Annotated in this window: 18 protein-coding genes; 12 read left to right on the top strand and 6 right to left on the bottom strand. The window is 56.4% G+C overall.

The features are described 5' to 3' along the window. Positions 1-29: 29 nt before the first annotated feature. From rpmB to AB7E06_RS05945, 11 genes are all read left to right on the top strand, one after another. On the top strand, positions 30-266 hold the full coding sequence (gene rpmB / locus AB7E06_RS05995; protein WP_121739234.1) for a 50S ribosomal protein L28: 237 nt from the start codon (positions 30-32) through the stop codon (positions 264-266). A gap of 35 nt (positions 267-301) precedes the next feature. Next, positions 302-469, top strand: a complete 168-nt coding sequence (rpmG, locus tag AB7E06_RS05990) for a 50S ribosomal protein L33 (RefSeq protein ID WP_003802781.1) — start codon at positions 302-304, stop codon at positions 467-469. A 214-nt stretch (positions 470-683) separates the two neighbouring features. Next, positions 684-3,341, top strand: coding sequence for a leucine--tRNA ligase (gene leuS, locus AB7E06_RS05985; RefSeq protein ID WP_125276557.1), 2,658 nt, complete (start codon positions 684-686; stop codon positions 3,339-3,341). A gap of 2 nt (positions 3,342-3,343) precedes the next feature. Then, complete coding sequence (gene lptE, locus AB7E06_RS05980; RefSeq protein WP_094197265.1) at positions 3,344-3,976, top strand: LPS assembly lipoprotein LptE; 633 nt, start codon at positions 3,344-3,346, stop codon at positions 3,974-3,976. Positions 3,977-3,978: 2 nt separating this feature from the next. After that, positions 3,979-5,040: a DNA polymerase III subunit delta gene (holA, locus tag AB7E06_RS05975; RefSeq protein ID WP_094197266.1), complete on the top strand. Its 1,062-nt coding sequence runs from the start codon at positions 3,979-3,981 to the stop codon at positions 5,038-5,040. A 68-nt stretch (positions 5,041-5,108) separates the two neighbouring features. After that, positions 5,109-6,404, top strand: coding sequence for a glutamate-5-semialdehyde dehydrogenase (locus AB7E06_RS05970; RefSeq protein ID WP_108727736.1), 1,296 nt, complete (start codon positions 5,109-5,111; stop codon positions 6,402-6,404). A gap of 3 nt (positions 6,405-6,407) precedes the next feature. Then, positions 6,408-6,824, top strand: coding sequence for a CopD family protein (locus AB7E06_RS05965; RefSeq protein WP_094197268.1), 417 nt, complete (start codon positions 6,408-6,410; stop codon positions 6,822-6,824). A 1,303-nt stretch (positions 6,825-8,127) separates the two neighbouring features. Further along, the gene (locus AB7E06_RS05960) at positions 8,128-9,477 is read left to right on the top strand and encodes a THUMP domain-containing class I SAM-dependent RNA methyltransferase (RefSeq protein WP_427956010.1); all 1,350 of its coding nucleotides are present in this window, start codon (positions 8,128-8,130) and stop codon (positions 9,475-9,477) included. Positions 9,478-9,583: 106 nt separating this feature from the next. Next, on the top strand, positions 9,584-10,132 hold the full coding sequence (locus AB7E06_RS05955) for an RDD family protein (RefSeq protein WP_162496899.1): 549 nt from the start codon (positions 9,584-9,586) through the stop codon (positions 10,130-10,132). 43 nt (positions 10,133-10,175) lie between these two features. Next, the gene (gene hslO, locus AB7E06_RS05950) at positions 10,176-11,087 is read left to right on the top strand and encodes an Hsp33 family molecular chaperone HslO (protein ID WP_094197271.1); all 912 of its coding nucleotides are present in this window, start codon (positions 10,176-10,178) and stop codon (positions 11,085-11,087) included. A 65-nt stretch (positions 11,088-11,152) separates the two neighbouring features. After that, positions 11,153-11,995: a TadE/TadG family type IV pilus assembly protein gene (locus tag AB7E06_RS05945; RefSeq protein ID WP_427955691.1), complete on the top strand. Its 843-nt coding sequence runs from the start codon at positions 11,153-11,155 to the stop codon at positions 11,993-11,995. A gap of 362 nt (positions 11,996-12,357) precedes the next feature. Here AB7E06_RS05945 and ftsB read toward each other — a convergent pair whose 3' ends face one another. The 4 genes from ftsB to AB7E06_RS05925 all read right to left on the bottom strand — a co-directional run bounded on the left by ftsB (position 12,358) and on the right by AB7E06_RS05925 (position 16,366). Then, entirely contained in the window at positions 12,358-12,699 is a 342-nt protein-coding gene (gene ftsB, locus AB7E06_RS05940) for a cell division protein FtsB (RefSeq protein ID WP_230017720.1), read from the bottom strand. A gap of 9 nt (positions 12,700-12,708) precedes the next feature. After that, positions 12,709-13,995, bottom strand: coding sequence for a phosphopyruvate hydratase (gene eno / locus AB7E06_RS05935; RefSeq protein WP_009456510.1), 1,287 nt, complete (start codon positions 13,993-13,995; stop codon positions 12,709-12,711). Positions 13,996-14,348: 353 nt separating this feature from the next. Further along, the gene (locus AB7E06_RS05930) at positions 14,349-14,795 is read right to left on the bottom strand and encodes a MarR family winged helix-turn-helix transcriptional regulator (RefSeq protein ID WP_094197273.1); all 447 of its coding nucleotides are present in this window, start codon (positions 14,793-14,795) and stop codon (positions 14,349-14,351) included. A gap of 2 nt (positions 14,796-14,797) precedes the next feature. Beyond that, positions 14,798-16,366, bottom strand: a complete 1,569-nt coding sequence (locus AB7E06_RS05925; RefSeq protein ID WP_427955686.1) for an MFS transporter — start codon at positions 16,364-16,366, stop codon at positions 14,798-14,800. Between the two features lie 163 nt (positions 16,367-16,529). Between AB7E06_RS05925 and AB7E06_RS05920 the strand changes: the two genes are divergently transcribed. Further along, positions 16,530-17,255 (top strand): SDR family NAD(P)-dependent oxidoreductase, encoded by a 726-nt coding sequence (locus AB7E06_RS05920; RefSeq protein WP_427955683.1) that lies wholly within the window; start codon positions 16,530-16,532, stop codon positions 17,253-17,255. Between the two features lie 304 nt (positions 17,256-17,559). Here the strand turns inward: AB7E06_RS05920 and AB7E06_RS05915 are convergent, their stop codons facing one another. Both AB7E06_RS05915 and kdsA read right to left on the bottom strand, forming a co-directional pair. Next, positions 17,560-17,844, bottom strand: coding sequence for a DUF1330 domain-containing protein (locus tag AB7E06_RS05915; protein WP_094197276.1), 285 nt, complete (start codon positions 17,842-17,844; stop codon positions 17,560-17,562). A gap of 19 nt (positions 17,845-17,863) precedes the next feature. Continuing rightward, positions 17,864-18,715 (bottom strand): 3-deoxy-8-phosphooctulonate synthase, encoded by an 852-nt coding sequence (gene kdsA, locus AB7E06_RS05910; RefSeq protein WP_162496900.1) that lies wholly within the window; start codon positions 18,713-18,715, stop codon positions 17,864-17,866. Positions 18,716-18,944 lie beyond the last annotated feature (229 nt).

Here is an 18,944-nt window from a genome sequence, read left to right as displayed (position 1 = left end):
GGCTGATTTAGATCTCAAGGGGTATGACCATGGCACGCGTATGCCAAGTGACCGGAAAAGGCCCAATGTCGGGCAACAATGTTTCGCACGCCAACAATAAAACCAAGCGTCGCTTCCTGCCAAACCTGCAGTCCCGTCGTTTCTGGGTTGAAAGTGAAAACCGTTGGGTTCGCCTGCGTGTTTCCGCTAATGCTATCCGCACCATCGACAAGAACGGTATCGAATCCGTTCTGGCCGAAATGCGCTCCCGCGGCGAAAAGTTCTAAGCTGCGCTTCTTAATCATTTAACCAGGAGCTCATCATGGCAAAAGGTATACGCGAAAAAATCAAACTCGAATCGTCCGCCGGTACGGGTCACTTCTACACCACCACCAAAAACAAGCGCAACATGCCTGAAAAGATGGTGATCAAGAAATTTGACCCCGTCGTTCGCAAGCACGTCGAGTACAAAGAAACCAAGCTGCGTTAATTCGCGCCCGCCGCTACTGCAGCGGATTGGTTTTCAAAAAAAGCCCCTGCCCTGCAGGGGTTTTTTTTGCGCTTCACAGGCTGCTGTGACAGGCCTGCCTCCTATCTGCCATTACGCTCATGCACACTGCCCATCTTGCAGCCGTCCACAGCGAGATTTGCCCCGTATAATGGCGGATACTCCTTTACTTTTGTCTAAAACGGTATTGCCACTCATGCAGGAACGTTACAACCCCAGCGAGGTTGAACAACTCGCTCAGCAAAACTGGACCGATCGGGACGCCTATCGCGCCGTCGAAAACGCCACCGCTCCCGATGGCTCGCTCAAACCCAAGTTTTACGCATGCTCCATGCTGCCCTACCCTAGCGGCAAGCTACACATGGGCCACGTGCGCAACTACACCATCAACGACATGATGGCGCGCCAGCTACGCATGCGCGGTTTTAACGTTCTCATGCCTATGGGCTGGGATGCTTTTGGCATGCCTGCTGAAAACGCCGCCATCAAATCGCAAGTGCCACCCGCCAAGTGGACTTACGACAATATTGCCTACATGAAAAAGCAGATGCAGGCGATGGGGCTGGCTATCGACTGGTCGCGCGAAATGTGCGCCTGCGACCCCGAATACTACAAATGGAACCAGTGGCTGTTCCTGAAGATGCTGGAAAAAGGCATTGCCTACCGCAAGACCCAGACCGTGAACTGGGACCCGGTAGACCAAACCGTTCTGGCCAACGAACAGGTTATTGAAGGCCGTGGCTGGCGCTCGGGCGCACTGGTTGAAAAGCGTGAAATCCCTGGCTACTACCTGCGCATTACCGACTACGCCGAAGAGCTGCTGGAGACCGTCAAAACCGGCCTACCCGGCTGGCCCGAGCGTGTTCGCCTGATGCAGGAAAACTGGATCGGCAAGAGTCAGGGTGTGCGCTTTGCCTTCCCTCACGAAATTCGTGACGAGCAAGGCCAACTGATTCAGGATGGTCGACTGTACGTGTTCACTACCCGCGTGGACACCATCATGGGCGTCACTTTCTGTGCCGTTGCCCCTGAACACCCACTGGCTGCTTTGGCTGCTCGTCACAACCCTGAGCTGGCTGCCTTTATCGAGGAATGCAAGAAAGGCGGCACTACGGAAGCCGATATGGCGACCCGCGAGAAAGAAGGCCTGCCTACCGGCCTGAGCGTCAAGCACCCCCTGACGGGTGCGGACGTTCCTGTCTGGGTCGGTAACTACGTCTTGATGAGCTACGGCGACGGTGCTGTCATGGGCGTGCCCGCTCACGACGAGCGCGACTTCGCCTTTGCGCTGAAGTACCAATTGCCTATTCAGCAAGTCATTGGCGTTGAAGGCAAAGAATACGACGCCACCCAATGGCAAGACTGGTACGGCGACAAGCAGCAAGGTCAAACCATCAACTCCGGCAAATACGACGGCCTAGCGCACGTCGATGCCGTCGATGCCATTGCCGCCGACCTGAACGCCAAGGAACTGGGCGAGAAACAAACCACCTACCGTCTGCGCGACTGGGGCATTTCCCGTCAGCGTTACTGGGGCACCCCAATCCCGATCATCCATTGTGACGATTGCGGTCCGGTGCCTGTTCCAGAAAAAGACCTGCCCGTGGTTCTGCCCGAAGAGCTGATTCCCGATGGCAGCGGCAACCCGCTGAACAAGCACGAAGCCTTCCTGAAGTGCGCTTGCCCTTCTTGCGGCAAACCGGCTCGTCGCGAAACGGACACCATGGACACCTTTGTGGACTCGTCCTGGTACTTCCTGCGCTACACCACCCCCAATCTGCACGATTCCATGACTGATCCACGTAGCGATTACTGGATGCCCATGGATCAGTACATCGGCGGTATCGAACACGCTGTGCTGCACTTGCTGTACGCCCGTTTCTGGACCAAAGTCATGCGCGACATGGGGCTGGTCAAGATCGACGAGCCCTTCACTCGCCTGCTGTGCCAGGGTATGGTGCTCAATCACAGCTACACCCGCCGCACCCCACAAGGGGGTATCGAATACTTCTGGCCTGAAACTGTCGAAAACATTTACGACGAGAAAGGCGCGATTATCGGTGCCCGCTTAAAGAGTGATGGTCAGCCCGTTCAATACAACGGTATTGGCACCATGTCCAAGTCCAAGAACAACGGCGTGGACCCCCAGTCCCTGATCGATACCATGGGAGCAGATACCGCCCGCCTGTTCATCATGTTCGCCAGCCCGCCAGAGCAGACACTGGAGTGGTCGGACTCGGGCGTGGACGGCGCCAACCGCTTTCTGCGTCGCTTGTGGGCCTTCTGCTACAACCGCGCCGATGCTCTGCGCGCTGGCAATGCACAAACGACCGACTGGAGCGATCTGGACGCTGCTGCCAAACGTGCCCGTCTGGAAATCCACTCCTTGCTCAAACAAGCCAATTACGACTACGAGCGCATTCAGTACAACACCGTCGTGTCGGCTTGCATGAAAATGCTCAACACCCTGGAGCAGACGCAATGGGAAGACACGCCGGCCGCACAACGTGCGCTAGCTGAAACTACCTCCATCCTGTTGCGCGTTCTGTATCCAGTTGTCCCCCACATCACCTGGCAGTTGTGGCGTGAGCTGGGTTGGGCTGACGGTCAAGGCGATATGCTGGATGCCCAATGGCCTGTCGTGGATGAACAAGCCTTGATTGCCGACGAAGTCGAGTTGATGCTGCAAGTCAACGGCAAGCTGCGCGGCTCTCTGGTCGTACCCCAGGGAGCAGAAAAGGCCGCCATTGAACAAGCCGCAGCCGAACACGCAGCGGTGCTCAAGTATCTGGAAGGCCGTCCCGCCAAGCGCATCATCGTGGTGCCTGGCAAACTTGTTAACGTCGTAGGTTAATCATGCACTTAGCCCGCCTGCTTCCTTCCAGCGCCTTGTCTGTTCCTGCACCCAGGTTCTGGGGACTGGCGGGCTTGATCATCCTGCTCAGTTTTTTTCTGACAGCGTGTGGTTTCCACCTCAAAGGAATAGCCCCACTGCCGTTCAACGCGATTTACACCAACATTACAGACAACAGCGCTTTTGGCGCGAACCTGCGTCGAACCCTATTGGCCAGCTCGCCTCAAAGTCGCTTTGTGGAGAGCCCGCAAGAGGCCCAGGCCATTTTGCGACAGCTCTCGCTCAACCGTAATCAGCGTGAAATTTCCATCAATGCCAAAGGCCAGGTGGAAGAATACGAACTGCAACTGACCTTCACATTTGAGCTGCTGGACGCCAAAGGCCGCGTAGTGCTGCCGCCCACCACGCTGGACGTCATACGTGAAGTGCCTTATGACGCGGAAGCCGTCCAAGCCAAAGACAGCGAAATCGAGATGATTTTCCGTGATATGGAACAATCCTTGATCAACCGCATTGTGCGTCGCCTAAGCTCGCCCGATGTCACCAGCGCCTACCTCTTCATCAGCAGTCAGCCCGAGCTCAGTTCCATGGAAGAGATGGAGCTGCTGCCCAACCGACAACAGGCACCGTTGTAAAGATGGGGCGCAGGGTCGACCACGACACCTTGCTGCGCGAGCTGGCCACGCCATCTGCAGCCTTCCAACCGCTTTATGTGGTGTCTGGCGACGAGCCCCTTTTGCTGGTTGAAGCCGCCGATGCCGTGCGCGCTCGCGCCCGCCAGGATGGTTTTACGGAACGCAGCAGCTTTACCCTGGATGCACGCGCAGATTGGTCACAGCTGTTTGCTGTCGCCCAGAACATCTCTCTGTTTGGCGATCAAAAACTGGTGGATGTCAGCATTCCCAGTGGCAAACCGGGCAAGCCGGGCGGTGATGCCTTGCAAAAACTGTGCGGACTGATCAGTGGCGGGCAGATGGATGGCACCAGCTTTCTGATCCAACTCCCCCGCCTGGATAAAGCCACACGCAACAGCAAATGGTGCCAGGCCTTGGAGCAAGTGGCCAGTTGGATTGACATCCAGCCCGTCAACCGCAACTCCCTGGCAGGCTGGATTGCCCAACGCCTCAAAGCCCAGGATCAAAGCCTGGAGCGCAACAGCCTGGAATGGATGGCTGACAAGGTCGAAGGCAACCTCTTGGCGGCTCACCAGGAAATCCAGAAACTGGCCCTGATTTACCCTCCCGGTCAGTTAAGCCAAGAGGAACTGGAAAACGCCGTCCTGAACGTGGCTCGCTACAGCGTGTTTGATTTGCGCGACTCCATGCTGGCTGGCCATAGTCAACGCGCCCTGACTGTACTCGATGGCTTGCAGGCAGAGGGCGAGGCCCTGCCTCTGGTCTTGTGGGCGGTAGGCGAGGAAATCCGCACCCTGGCACGTTTATCGCAAGCCCGTCAACAAGGGCAGGATCTGTCCAACCTGTTTCGCCAATACCGCATTTTTGGCCCACGTGAAAAACTCGTCCGTCAGGCATTGGACCGCATCCCGCCTCAAAGCTGGCCTGCCTCGGTGCTACATGCTCACGATATAGACCGATTGATCAAAGGCCTGCACCCCAGCGGACGTCAACAAGACCCGTGGGAAGAAATGCGCCGCCTGACCATGCGTATCGCGGTTGCGACACAAGCGCCCCGCCGCTAAGCGTCCGACACCCCTTAACCTCTTAATTGTTGCGATAATGCTCTCTTGAACCGGAGAGTTACACGGCTATGAACGATATCACCCAGTCCTCTACCACCACCCAGGTCGGCGATCTGTCCGCCATGATGCAAGATTTGGGCAAGCGCGCCCAGCTTGCAGCCCGTCGCATGCGCGCCGCCACAGGCAAAGCCAAAGCCGACGCCCTGCGCTATATGGCTGATGCCCTGATTGAGCAAAAAGCCCAGTTGCAAGCCGCCAACGAGCTGGACTTGAGCGCGGCACGTGAGCGTCAGATCGCCCCGGCCATGATCGAGCGCCTGGCTCTGTCAGACCGGGCACTGGAGATCATGACCACAGGCCTGCGTCAAATTGCGGACATGGACGATCCCGTTGGCCAGATCAGCGCCTCGCGCACCCGTCCCAATGGCATGCGCGTGGCTCAGATGCGTGTACCTTTAGGGGTGATCGGTATCATTTACGAATCGCGCCCCAATGTGACCATTGACGCCGCCGCCTTGTGCCTGAAATCTGGCAACGCCACCATTCTGCGCGGCGGCAGTGAAGCTTTTCACTCTAACCAGGCCCTGGCACACATTATTTCCAGCAGTCTGGAGCGTGCCGGCTTGCCTAAAGATGCCGTGCAAGTCGTTCCCACCACCGATCGCGACGCCGTTGGCTTGCTCGTCACCATGAACGACTACGTGGACGTCATTGTCCCGCGTGGTGGCAAGAGCCTGATCCAGCGGCTCAGCGCCGAAGCCACGGTTCCCCTGATCAAACACCTGGACGGAAACTGCCACGTCTACGTGGATGAATTTGCCGATCTGGAAAAAGCCTCTCGCATCGTGTTCAATGCCAAAACCTACCGCTACGGTATTTGCGGCACCATGGAAACCTTGCTGATTCATCGCAGCATTGCACCGGCTTTCCTGCCAGAAATGGCCCGCCAATTGCAAGACAAAGGGGTGGAGTTGCGAGGCTGTGAACAAACCCGTGCCCTGGTCGCCAACGTGGCCCCCGCTACCGAGCAAGACTGGGAAACCGAATTTGCCGCGGCCATTCTGGCGATCCGCATTGTCGATTCCATGGACCAGGCCATGGACCATATTGCCCAGTACAGCTCTGAGCACACAGAATCCATCGTGACAGAAAACCTGAGCCAGGCCGAGCGCTTCCAGCGCGAGGTAGACTCCAGTTCCGTCATGGTGAACCTGCCTACCTGTTTTGCCGATGGCTTCGAATACGGCCTGGGTGCAGAAATCGGTATTTCCACCAACCGTCTTCATGCCCGTGGCCCTGTTGGCCTGGAAGGCCTGACGACCTACAAATGGGTCTTGCATGGCAATGGCCAAATACGTGGTTAAATCATGCTTTGGTTAAAAACATTTCACATCTTGTTTGTAACCTCCTGGTTTGCGGGGCTATTTTATCTGCCCCGCATCTATGTCAATCTTGCCCAGGAGCAAGATACCAAGACCTATGAAACGCTCTTGGGTATGGCCCGACGCCTGTATCGTTTTATGGCCCCCTTGGCCATTTTGACCTTGCTGACAGGCCTGGGACTATTTTTGTATTACGGCATAGGCAAAGGACAGGGTTGGATGCATGCCAAACTAACCCTGGTTTTGATCCTGTTTGCCTTTCACGGTGTGTGCGGGCGCTATCTGCGGCAGTTCCAACAAGGGAAACAAAGCCGCTCACACGTATTCTTCCGCTGGTTCAATGAAATTCCGGTCATCGTTCTGCTGCTGGTCCTCATCCTGGTGGTTATAAAACCCTTCTAATACCTTATTCATGTCAGACCAATCTGAACGCAAGACACTTAGCCTGAGCCCAGGCACTAAAAAGAAAGCCAGCAATGCGGAACCCCGCGTGCGCTCGGGTGCGCGCGCACGTGCGGCCAGCCAGCAGCAAGACCGCCAAGGCGGCCCCAAACGCGAGGCACGCCCCTACGTAGAAAAACGTGACCAGGAACGCCGTGAGCGTCCCGCATTCAACCGCAACCGCGAAGGTAGCCGTCCGCAATCGGGCGAACGTCGTGAATTCTCTGGTGAGCGTCGTGAGCGTCCCGCATTTGACCGCAACCGCGAAGGTGGCCGTCCACAATCGGGCGAACGTCGCGAATTCTCTGGTGAGCGTCGTGAGCGTCCCGCTTTCGACCGCAACCGCGAAGGTGGCCGTCCACAATCGGGCGAACGTCGTGAATTCTCTGGTGAGCGTCGTGAGCGTCCCGCATTCGACCGCAACCGCGAAGGTGGCCGTCCGCAATCGGGCGAACGTCGTGAATTCTCCGGTGAACGCCGCGAACGTCCCGCATTCGACCGCAACCGCGAAGGTAGCCGTCCGCAATCGGGTGAACGTCGCGAATTCTCTGGTGAACGCCGTGAGCGTCCCGCATTCAACCGTGACCGCGAAGGTGGCCGTCCACAATCGGGCGAACGTCGCGAATTCTCTGGTGAGCGTCGTGAGCGTCCCGCATTTGACCGCAACCGCGAAGGTGGCCGTCCGCAATCGGGCGAACGTCGTGAGTTCTCCGGTGAACGCCGCGAGCGTCCCGCTTTCGACCGCAACCGCGAAGGCGGCCGTCCACAATCGGGCGAACGTCGTGAATTCTCTGGTGAGCGTCGTGAGCGTCCCGCTTTCGACCGCAACCGCGAAGGTGGCAGTCCACAATCGGGCGAACGTCGTGAATTCTCTGGTGAGCGTCGTGAGCGTCCCGCTTTCGACCGCAACCGCGAAGGTGGCCGTCCGCAATCGGGCGAACGCCGTGAATTCTCCGGTGAACGCCGCGAACGTCCCGCATTCGACCGCAACCGCGAAGGTGGCCGTCCGCAATCGGGCGAACGTCGTGAATTCTCCGGTGAACGCCGCGAACGTCCCGCATTCGACCGCAACCGCGAAGGTGGCCGTCCACAATCGGGCGAACGTCGTGAATTCTCAGGTGAACGCCGCGAACGCCCGGCATTCAACCGTGACCGCGACAGCCGCCCGCAAACCGGTGAACGCCGTAATTTCTCTGGCGAGCGCCGCGAACGCCCTGCGTTCCAAGGTGACAAGGAAACTTCGGACCGTACCCCTGCTGGAAAAATGCCCAGTGGCTTATTCAAGCCCGCCGGTGACTCGGATGCCTTTCCGCAGTACGTGTCTCCCATCCAGCGTGTAGATAGCCCTCAGGCCCCCAAGCCCGGCCAACGCCTGCCCGATAGCAATATCGAGCAAAATGAGCGCGTCCAGGTCAAAGCCCTGCAAGGCGAACGCTACCGTCTATTTGCACCCTGCCCCCAAGGGCTGGAAGAGGCGCTGTCGCTGGAACTGCAAGCACTGGGTTACGAGAACGTGCAAACCGGCCGTGCCGGCTGCCATTTTGACGCAGACTGGATCGGCGTCATGCGCGCCAACCTGTCCTCAAGACTGGCGACACGCATTTTGCTGGAAGTCTCGCACGCTCCTGTCACCAACGAGGAAGACATTCTGGCCCTGGCCCGCGTAACGCCTTGGGAGCGCTGGTTCGGCCCCGAGCAAACACTGCGCGTTGACACCTCGGCGGTACGCAGCCCCATGCAAAGCCTGCAGTACTGCAATCTGCGCGCCAAAGACGGGATTTGTGACCGCCTGCGAGATCTGGAAGGCGCACGTCCTTCCATCGACACGGTACGCCCGGACGCCAAGGTACATTTGTTCCTGGATGAGACCAGCGCCACCTTCTATCTGGACACCAGTGGCGAGTCCCTGTTCAAGCGTGGCTGGCGTCACGACAAGGGCGATGCGCCTTTGCGTGAAAACCTGGCAGCGGGCCTATTGGTCCTATCTGGCTGGGACCCTAGCAAACCCTTGATCGACCCCTTCTGCGGTAGTGGCACAATTCTGATCGAAGCCGCCTGGATGGCTCTGGGAGCACCTCCCGGAATCTGGCGCCCCTTCCATTTCGAACGTCTGCGCTGCCACGACCAGCGTTTGTGGCGTGACATCAAGGACGAAGCGCGTTCCATGATCGCCCCTCGTCTGGATACCCCGCTCATTGGCTACGACATCAACCCTACCGTTCTGGATGCTGCTCGTTCCAATCTGGAACGCTCGCACCTGACGCTGGAGACGATTCGCTTCGAGCAAGGCGATGCCCTGAAGATTCGCCCCGAGACAGAAGCCGGCTGGATTGTCACCAATCCTCCTTACGGCGAGCGTCTGGAACATCAGGACGAGGACTTCTGGCCAAACTGGGCCAGCAACCTCAAGCAAAACTTCGCCAACTGGAGCGTCAACATGATCAGCAGCGACCTGGAGCTGCCGCGTCATATGCGCCTCAAGCCCAAGCGTCGTTACCCACTGTATAACGGCGCTCTGGATTGCCGTCTGTTCTGCTTTGACATGGTTCCGGCCAGCTATCGCAATAACGAAACGGCCTCGGGCACCAGCGAAGATTCGGTCAACGACGATTAAGCGTTAAACAGTCTTGCACATGCCCCAAGGGCCAAGTCCATATCAATCAATGGCTTGGCCCTTGTTTATAGGGGCGACGTTCCGTTCGCCTCCGATATACGCGATAATGACAGTCTTGCCTGCTTCAAAACGCACCATGACACCCACCTTCACTACTCCTGGCCGCTGGCGACGCTTTGCCTGCATGATGTATGAATCCATCCTGCTGTTTGGCGTTATTTTTACTGCCGGCTATCTGTTTGATACTTTGACCCAAAGCCGTAGCGGCCTGGATCTGCGTCATGTGCGTCAGGTCATTCTGTTTATTGCATTGGGGATTTATTTCGTACTGTGCTGGCGCAAAGCAGGCCAAACCCTGCCCATGAAGACCTGGCATATGCGTCTGGTGAACGAGCAGGGCCAGATTCCTGCCCTCGGTACCCTGCTGCTGCGTTATATTCTGCTATGGCCCCTGCCCTTGCTGGGGGCTTTGCTGATTCAGCTTCTGTCTGGCTACACAGGCTATGCGTCCACGGACCTTCTTATTGTGTTTACGCCTTTTCTGAACTTTATCTGGACCTGGTTCGACAAAGACCAGCAGTTCCTGCACGACCGTCTTAGCAAGACTCGTCTGATCGATGCGCGCCCCACCCGTGTTACTTCGGCGGCCACCTGAGCAGGCAGGCTGCCTCTTCATTTTTTAGTAGTACCGCAAAGTCATGACTGACATTTTAAAAAAATACCTGTTCGCCGACCAAAGCACACGCGCCCAGATTGTCCATCTTGAACAAGCCTGGCAAATGGGGCTGGAACACCAACACTACCCTGCCTGCATCCGCGACTTGCTGGGCGAGTTGGTAGCCGCGTCGGTGCTCCTGGCGGGCAATCTCAAGTTTGACGGCTCCCTGATTCTACAAATCCAGGGTGATGGTCCCATTGCCCTGCTGGTAGTGGAGTGCACCTCGGACATGGACATACGCGCAACGGTTTCGCTGCGTGAGAACCATCCCGTGCCCCAAACCGGCACCTTGCAAACCCTGCTGAATCCGCAAGGCCAGGGCCGCTTTACTGTCGTATTGGCCCCTCGCCAAAGCAGCAAGGACTTCCGTCCCTACCAAGGCGTAGTTCCGCTGGAAGGTGAAACAGTCGCCGAGGTGCTGCAAACCTATATGCGCACCTCCGAGCAACTGGATACACACTTGTGGCTGGCCGCCGATGAGAACCGCTGTGGGGGTCTTTTGCTACAACGCATCCCACCCCAAGGCGGCCACAGTCTGGCTCAGAACCTGGACACCTGGGAACGCGCTCTGGCGTTGGGCTCCACGGTCCAGACCCAGGAGTTATTGCAACTAGATAGCGACACCTTGATTCATCGCCTGTTTTGGGAAGAAGATCTGCAAGTCTTCGAACCCCAGTCCGTACGCTGGCATTGCCCTTGTTCCCGTCAACGCGTCAGCAATATGTTGCGTATGCTGGGCCAGGCAGAGATCGAGCAAATGCTGGCAGAACAAGACACCATCAATGTGTCCTGCAACTTCTGCGGTAAACCCTATCAGTACGATGCAATCGATTGTGCATCCCTGTTTGTCGACAAGGGCGACACGCAGCCGGGTGATGACACCCTGCACTAGGCCGATGTCTCTACGAGACACTACGCTCGCACAAGTCCCTCTATCGGGCTAGAAGACAATCAGCCATGATGACAACCATCATGGCTGATTTTTTTTCTTCACTCCATCGTCAATCCGGCTTGGCAGGCTCTCACATCATGGGAGCCCTGTTGGCCATCATCCTGCTTAGCTGGCTGGTGCTGGACGTGCTGACGCTGTACTCCTTGCGCGTACGCCTACAGCACGGTCTGTTACAGGCCGCACGCCAGGCCAGCGTGCATCATGCCCAGCCTGAAACCATTGCCTTGGCATTCGGCCAAACACTGGCCGCTGCCAACGTGCCCCTACACGATCAGTGGCAAATCCAGATTCTGTCTCCCTCAGTGCAGGCTTTTATGCAGTACGGCAAGCCCTCCGGGCAGCATAAGGGGCGTGCAAGTATTACCCAAGGCTGGCAGGCGCTGCAAGACGGGCAAGCCAGCCACGGCGGCCCCAGCATCTACCAGGCCAACACACTGCACTTGTACCTGCTCTATGCCCATAAGCCAGGGCCTCTTTCCTTGCTTCGCCTGCTACCCAAGTTTGCCGCCAGTATGCCCAGTCCTTCAGGTTCTGCAGCGGTCTGGCTACGCCTGGAAATCAGACACCCTATGCAGTCCGATGCAGTGCAGTGGGATGACTTAGCTGACGGTCGAGTTATCTATACCCAGCAAACTGAAAACGCGCTTGCCTTGCCAGTTTCCCAAACAGGCTGGTCAGCAGATAGAGAGCCAGCGGGAATACCATCGACGGATGGGAGTGGTCGTCTGCCCTCATGGAATGACTCTGTTCAAGGACCAGGTGATGGCACCCACTCTCCAGGACCTGCCGCCCCCACCCCAGACTCAGGAGGAGCTGACTCCCTGCCCCCAAACCCCGCCTGCGACTAACTGCAGCGCGACCCAAGGCGGGCGTCAGGTGTCGGCGGCATAGGACGCTATAAACGCATTCCTGCCCAAGCGGGAGACAGAATTACAACCCGTTGTGGCCGTAGTCAGGGCAGTAAAGAAGACCAAGGAGAAAGAAAGTGCAGATAAGGCGATCACAAAACCCACAAAGCCAAAGGGACTTCATAGCCACTGCGCCACTGACTCTTATCCTGAAATGACTGGCACTTAAAACCAAGTCCCATTCAGGCCCACATCCAAGGGGCGCAACAAAGCCCGGATCAACGACCCAAACATCAGGTAGAAGAATAATCAGAACGGAACTGGCTGATCAGCCATTCCAGCAGCGCCTTGCGCGCTACTTCTTAGCGTGGGCTGGCTGTCGTGGCAGCCGAACCACCGGGAGGCACGATCTGCACAAAGATCTCGCCTTCACGCATCATGCCAAACTCGCTACGGGCCCGCTCTTCAACGGCATGAGTACCCGAACGTAAATCCTGAACCTCAGCCAGCAAAGCGTTATTACGCGCTGTCAGGGCTTCATTGGTTTCTTTTTGCGCGACCAGCTTGGTCTGCATTTGCCGTACGTCCAGCCAACCGCCTTTGCCCCACCATAAAGCGTAATGGGTTACCAGGGTCAAACACAGCAGGAGCAGAACGATCAGGCGCATGGCGATATAAGAACCGGGTCTTACGACCCGGTCCATCAAACAGAATTAGCGCAGATTATAGAACGCTTCGCGACCTGGGAAGGTAGCAACTTCTGCCAATTCTTCCTCAATACGCAACAACTGGTTGTACTTGGACATGCGATCAGAACGGGACAAGGAGCCTGTTTTGATCTGCATGGCGTTCGTCGCCACCGCGATGTCCGCAATGGTGGAGTCTTCGGTTTCACCCGAGCGGTGCGAAATCACGGCGGTGTAACCAGCGCGCTTGGCCATCTCAATAGCGGCAAAGGTTTCGGTCAGGGTGCCGATCTGGTTGATCTTGATCAGGATCGAGTTACCGATACCCAACTCGATCCCTTTCTTCAGAATCTTGGTGTTGGTCACAAACAAATCGTCACCAACCAACTGGATCTTGTCGCCCAGTTGCTGACTCAGAATACGCCAGCCGTCCCAATCGTCTTCGGCCATGCCGTCTTCGATGGAGATGATGGGGTACTTGTCGCACCAGTTGGCCAACAGGTTGGCAAAGTCTTGCGAGCTCAAGGACACGCCGCCTTCGCCAGCCAGGTGGTATTTACCATCGCGGTAGAACTCGGAAGCCGCGCAGTCCAGGGCCAGAGCAATCTGGGTGCCAGGCTCGTAGCCAGCTTGCTCGATAGCACGCAGAATCAGCTCGATCGCGGCTTCGTGGTTGGCCACGTTCGGAGCAAAACCACCCTCATCGCCCACCGCAGTGGACATGCCCTGATCGTGGATCAGGCCTTTCAAGGTGTGGAAAACTTCTGCACCCATACGCAGCGATTCGCGGAAGCTCTTGGCACCCACGGGCATGATCATGAACTCTTGCAAGTCCAGGGTGTTGTTGGCGTGTGCGCCACCGTTGATGACGTTCATCATCGGCACAGGCATGGCCATGGCACCGCTGCCACCAAAGTAACGGTACAGGGACAGACCCGAATCATCAGCAGCGGCACGGGCCACCGCCATACTGGCAGCCAGCATGGCGTTCGCGCCCAGGCGGCTCTTGTCTTCGGTGCCGTCCAGCTCGATCAGGGTGCGATCGATAAAGGTTTGTTCTTGAGCATCCAAGCCCATCAAGGCTTCGGAGATCTCTGTGTTCAGGTTCTCGACAGCGCGCAAAACACCTTTGCCCAGGTAACGGCTCTTGTCACCATCACGCAGCTCCAACGCTTCGCGAGCGCCAGTGGATGCACCAGAAGGAACGGAGGCACGCCCCATAGCGCCCGATTCGAGCAATACATCACACTCCACCGTTGGATTACCACGGGAGTCCAGAATCTCGCGGCCAATAATATCTACGATTGCACTCATGATTTTGACAGTCCTGCCTGAAGTAGCATTAAGCTAGATAAGTTAAACAATCCTGCTGCCGGGCGTATCGCCGTAAACCGATATGAAGATCAGCTTGAAAAGGCGCCTAGCCTGGAAGTTGAAAAGATCAGCAAGCGCGACAGCTATAGTGCAATCAGCGCCCCTGCCCTCCTGCTAAAACAGGATTGTACCTGCCCATGACACAGCCGTGCCATGTCTGGTCTCGAAAGCTGGAAAAAAGCCGGGACTCCAGCCCCTGCCTTCGTCCTGATCGAAACCGGCACATGTTTATTATCACCAGAAATTCCGAGACTAGGCGGCGTCTCTGTAAATACAAAAAGTACCGATACGTCTCAAAGTAAATCTTTGTCGGCCGCTTTCAACAAGGCGCTTTCCCAGTTGCCCAACAAGGTGATCAACTGGTTCAAGTCCTGGTCGGAGAAATCTTGCAGCATGGCCTCCACTAGGCGGCGGCGACGCGGCAAGGTGGCCTCAACCAGCTCACGGCCAGCAGGACTTAGGCGCACATTGGTCAGCCGATTATCCTGCTCATCGGTGAAGCGCTCAACCAGCCCCAAGGACTCAATGCTTTTAAGCTGCCGTGTCACCGCAGCCGGATCAATGCGCAGCAAGCGAACCAACTGCTTTTGAGACAGGCAGCCGTTCTCTTGGTACAAGCCAATCAGGACACGCCAGCGTGGCAAGGGCATGCCCAACTGCTGGTCAAACGCCGCCATCAGACTGCGATAGGTGCGCCCCAATTGCTGAGCCGCTTGAAGTTGCGGAAATTCATTCATCATGTTCAAGGCTGTTCTTGACGATTAAACCGTATTGGCGGCACTTTACGTACCCAATAGAAACACCAGACTATCAGCAGCAAGGTCACGGCCATACCCATATTGACGGCATGCGCCAGAGCATCGCGGGCCAAGCCCAGATACATCTGCCCGTCCAGCCCGGCCTGCTCCAGAAACTGTGACTGCTGGCTTGCACTCATCAAGACTTGCGGGTCTTGCAGCGCGTTAACGACATTTGCAGGCAAAGCCGTCAATTGCGTGCGGATGGATTCGCCATATTGGTAATTGATCAAGGCTCCGACAACAGCAGTTCCCAACATGCCGCCCACCATGCGCATGGACTGTAGCATGGCCGTGGCAATCCCCAGCATGGAACGCTCTACAATTTCCTGCGCAAACACCGTCAAATTCGGCATGATGAAACCAACCCCGGTTCCGGCAATCGTGGCGTACAGGACAAAATGCCAGTGCGGATCGGTTTTCTGGATGAACACCATGCCCAGACAGGCAATCGTCAACAACGTCAAGCCCAGGTACAACATCAGGGTGGGACGACGCAGCCGCGTAATCATACGGCCATTAATGATACTGCCCACCGTAATGAACACCACCAAGGGGGTGACCAATAAACCGGCTGTTTGAGGGCGTAGACCATACCCCCCTTGCAACAACAAAGGCGCGTAGAACAAGAGACCAAACAGGATAAAGCCCAAACCGGCAGACAGAACCAGCAAGGAGAATTGAGCAGGACTACTGAACAGAACCAAGGGCAACAAAGGTTCCGCAACCCGCCGCTCCCAACTGACCAATAAGACAAAAGCGGCCACACTACACAGCCCCAACAAGACCATCAAATAGCTGCCACCATAGTGAGGCAGCAGCTCTACCAATAGTTGAACACAGGCCAAACCGACCATCAGCAAAAAAGCGCCCAGATAATCCAGGCGAACTTGGGTTTGACGAAAGTGACGAATCTGCGGCAGGTAGCGATAGACAAAATACAGGCTGAGTAAGCCAACAGGCAGGTTGACATAAAACACAGAGCGCCAGCCGTAGTGCTCGGTCAAAATCCCACCCAGAAAAGGCCCTATCCCGTTCGCAATCCCAAAGGACGCGCTAAGCATCACTTGCCAGCGCAAACGCACTCGAGGATCGGGAAACAGATCAGGCACACAGGCAAATGCCGTCCCTACCAACATGCCCCCGGCTATGCCCTGCAAGGCCCGCGCAAGCACCAACTGCAGCATGCTTTGCGCCATGCCACAGAATACAGAGGCCAAGGTAAAAAGGACAATGGACACCAGCACGAAGCGGCGGCGTCCATAAAAATCCCCCAAGCGACCAAAGATAGGTACGGTAATCACCGAAGTCAGCAAATACGCGGTTGCCACCCAGGCATACAGCTCAAAGCCATGCAACTCGGACACGATGGTGGGTAAGGCTGTCCCGACCACGGTCTGATCAATGGCTACCAACATCACCACAAAGCACAAACCCATCATCGCTAATATAGATTCTGTGACGGACAAGACACGCCCCGGCGTCTTCTGCGTCGATTCTGCTGCGTTTACCATTTCTATTGACCACACAATTATTGCCTAGTCAACGATTCTACGGGGGACTGAAAAACCTGACAAGTACGGCCTGAATCAACCCCTGTCCCGCTATCCCGATACACAATAACGATCACCTGCAGAGCCATGCTCTCCACGCACATCTGTTCCACAGGAAAACAGTATGAATATCATGATTATTGGTGCCAGCATGGGTCTGGGTCGCGCCTTGATGGACGGCTTGGCCCAAGATGGCAACACGCTGTATGGTGTGGCCAGACGGCCACCCAGCACCTTGGCCAGCTCCCTGCACCCAGACCCCAGCGCCCATCAGCATTGGATCAGCGCCGACTTGTCCGAGCCTGACGCCGCCAGCCAATTGGCAACCGCCTGCCCGGACTTGCTGGATGTCCTGATCTATAACCTGGGAATCTGGGAAGACACGGCATTCAGCCCGGAATACGATTTTCTATCGCAGTCCGATCAAGCTTTGCGCCGCCTGGTTGATGTAAACCTGACCGGCGCGTTATTGGCTATACGCCACTTGCTGCCCAATGTGCTGCGCAGCAGCCAGCCCCGCTTGATTCTGACAGGCTCCACTTCGGGCCTTCGCCAAAGCGGTCGACCGGAAGTTGCTTTCGGGGCAACGAAATTTGCCTTGAGTGGTTTAGCTGACAGCCTGCGCGAAGGTTATAGGGATCAAGGCCTGGCCGTCACGTGTCTGCAACTGGGCTATCTGAATACGGAAGATGGCCTGGATGTTCCGCTGCGGGCTGCCGCTGAACGGGACCAAGGCCAGACAATTCCAGTCCATGACGTCCTCACCATTGTGCGCAGCCTGCTGCAACTGTCTCCCGCCAGCTTTGTCCGCGAGCTTACTCTGCCTGCCCTGCGTGATCCACGTTTTTAAACCGCAAGCGTCGCCACGTATTCACAAGGGGCATGGGACGATAAGGAAAGGAAAAAGCACTCTCTGCGGCTGATAGAGCACCTGGTGACGCTGAAAAATCCGCCCGCTCGCACCTGCCTTCAGGCACAAAGACATTCGGCATTCGGCATTCGGCATTCGGCATTCGGCATTCGAGAGCATCAAAACAAGAGCAACGCCTTCATGCAATAGTGGTCGAACAGGTCGGATCTATGCCTGCAAGCATAGAAAAAGGGAGTGTTTTCGCACTCCCTTTTTCTGCCTGCCTAGATGGAATAGCCTGTTTTTACAGACCTTGCACCACGTACATGGTCATTTTGGCCGCACCTTCACGCGCTTTACGGGCACGACGGTATTCCTCGGAATCATGGAAAGCCTGGGCCTGTTCCAGCGTGTCGAACTCCATGACCACGGTACGCAAAGGCGCATTGCCTTCCAGAGCGACCGTTTCGCCACCACGCACCAACACTTTCACATTGTGAGCTTTCAGGGCAAGGCTGGAAAACTCCTGGTACTGCTTGTACTGTTCGGGGTTGCTTACTTCGACATTCGCAATCAAATATGCAGGCATACTGTCTCCAAAACTATTTTTAATAGCCGTGCTGCAGGGCACCGCTGTTTTTAACAATCGAATCGATCTGTTGCAGCGTCCGCAGCAAATCTGACATCTGTGACAGGGGAACGGCATTGGGGCCATCAGACAAGGCCTTGTCCGGATTAGGATGAGTCTCCATGAACACGCCAGCCACACCTGCTGCAACTGCGGCACGCGCCAGCACGGGAACAAACTCACGCTGACCACCCGACGAGGTGCCCTGCCCACCCGGCAACTGCACCGAGTGAGTGGCATCGAACACGACCGGGCAATCCGTGGCGCGCATGATCGCCAAAGAGCGCATATCGGATACCAGATTGTTGTAGCCAAACGAAGCGCCACGCTCACAGACCATGATGGTGGAGCCATCACCGCCCATTTCCATTGCCGCTGCACGTGCTTTTGCCACCACCTGAATCATATCCTGAGGCGCCAGGAACTGGCCTTTCTTGATATTCACGGGTTTCAGGGTAGCGGCACAGGCTTGAATAAAGTCGGTCTGACGGCATAGAAAAGCGGGGGTTTGCAATACGTCCACCACGGCTGCCACATCATCGACCTGATCTTTGTCGTGCACATCGGTCAGGACCGGCACTTTATAGTGTGAGCGCACATCCGCCAGAATCTGCAGACCTTCCGCCATGCCAGGACCACGATAGGACTTATCCGAGCTCCGGTTGGCCTTGTCAAACGAGCTTTTGTAGATAAAGGGGATACCCAGAGCCGAGGTAATCTCGGCGAGTTGGCCCGCTGTATCAAACGCCATTTGACGCGACTCAATCACACAAGGGCCAGCGATCAGAAAAAAGGGGCGATCCAGGCCAACATCGTAACCGCATAAATCCATAATAGACCTCGTTTCAGTATTGCTGCATTCTCCCACATTCCAGACAGCGATGCTGCATCACCGTGCAGCATACTTGTCTGCCTAAATGAAAAAGCCCGCATAGTGAACTGCACCCCAAAAGTTGGACACTCATCCAACCTTTGGGGTGTTTTTCATGACGAAATACGATGTACGGTTCAAAGTCAACTTGGTCGAGCAGTATCTGTCGGGAAGCAATGGTTATCGAGGG

The sequence above is a fragment of the Alcaligenes sp. genome, assembly GCF_050255915.1.
Taxonomy (GTDB): Bacteria; Pseudomonadota; Gammaproteobacteria; order Burkholderiales; family Burkholderiaceae_B; genus Alcaligenes; species Alcaligenes aquatilis.
This window is presented reverse-complemented; position numbering and strand designations above follow the sequence as displayed.

Coding starts and splice junctions, on each gene's coding strand:
- eno (WP_009456510.1), bottom strand. CDS start 13,995: ATGAGTGCAATCGTAGATATTATTGGCCGCGAGATTCTGGACTCCCGT.
- AB7E06_RS05930 (WP_094197273.1), bottom strand. CDS start 14,795: ATGATGAATGAATTTCCGCAACTTCAAGCGGCTCAGCAATTGGGGCGC.
- holA (WP_094197266.1), top strand. CDS start 3,979: ATGGGGCGCAGGGTCGACCACGACACCTTGCTGCGCGAGCTGGCCACG.
- ftsB (WP_230017720.1), bottom strand. CDS start 12,699: ATGGACCGGGTCGTAAGACCCGGTTCTTATATCGCCATGCGCCTGATC.
- rpmB (WP_121739234.1), top strand. CDS start 30: ATGGCACGCGTATGCCAAGTGACCGGAAAAGGCCCAATGTCGGGCAAC.
- AB7E06_RS05965 (WP_094197268.1), top strand. CDS start 6,408: ATGCTTTGGTTAAAAACATTTCACATCTTGTTTGTAACCTCCTGGTTT.
- AB7E06_RS05960 (WP_427956010.1), top strand. CDS start 8,128: ATGCCCAGTGGCTTATTCAAGCCCGCCGGTGACTCGGATGCCTTTCCG.
- AB7E06_RS05955 (WP_162496899.1), top strand. CDS start 9,584: ATGACAGTCTTGCCTGCTTCAAAACGCACCATGACACCCACCTTCACT.
- AB7E06_RS05920 (WP_427955683.1), top strand. CDS start 16,530: ATGAATATCATGATTATTGGTGCCAGCATGGGTCTGGGTCGCGCCTTG.
- AB7E06_RS05925 (WP_427955686.1), bottom strand. CDS start 16,366: ATGGTAAACGCAGCAGAATCGACGCAGAAGACGCCGGGGCGTGTCTTG.
- rpmG (WP_003802781.1), top strand. CDS start 302: ATGGCAAAAGGTATACGCGAAAAAATCAAACTCGAATCGTCCGCCGGT.
- lptE (WP_094197265.1), top strand. CDS start 3,344: ATGCACTTAGCCCGCCTGCTTCCTTCCAGCGCCTTGTCTGTTCCTGCA.
- hslO (WP_094197271.1), top strand. CDS start 10,176: ATGACTGACATTTTAAAAAAATACCTGTTCGCCGACCAAAGCACACGC.
- leuS (WP_125276557.1), top strand. CDS start 684: ATGCAGGAACGTTACAACCCCAGCGAGGTTGAACAACTCGCTCAGCAA.
- AB7E06_RS05915 (WP_094197276.1), bottom strand. CDS start 17,844: ATGCCTGCATATTTGATTGCGAATGTCGAAGTAAGCAACCCCGAACAG.
- kdsA (WP_162496900.1), bottom strand. CDS start 18,715: ATGGATTTATGCGGTTACGATGTTGGCCTGGATCGCCCCTTTTTTCTG.
- AB7E06_RS05945 (WP_427955691.1), top strand. CDS start 11,153: ATGATGACAACCATCATGGCTGATTTTTTTTCTTCACTCCATCGTCAA.
- AB7E06_RS05970 (WP_108727736.1), top strand. CDS start 5,109: ATGAACGATATCACCCAGTCCTCTACCACCACCCAGGTCGGCGATCTG.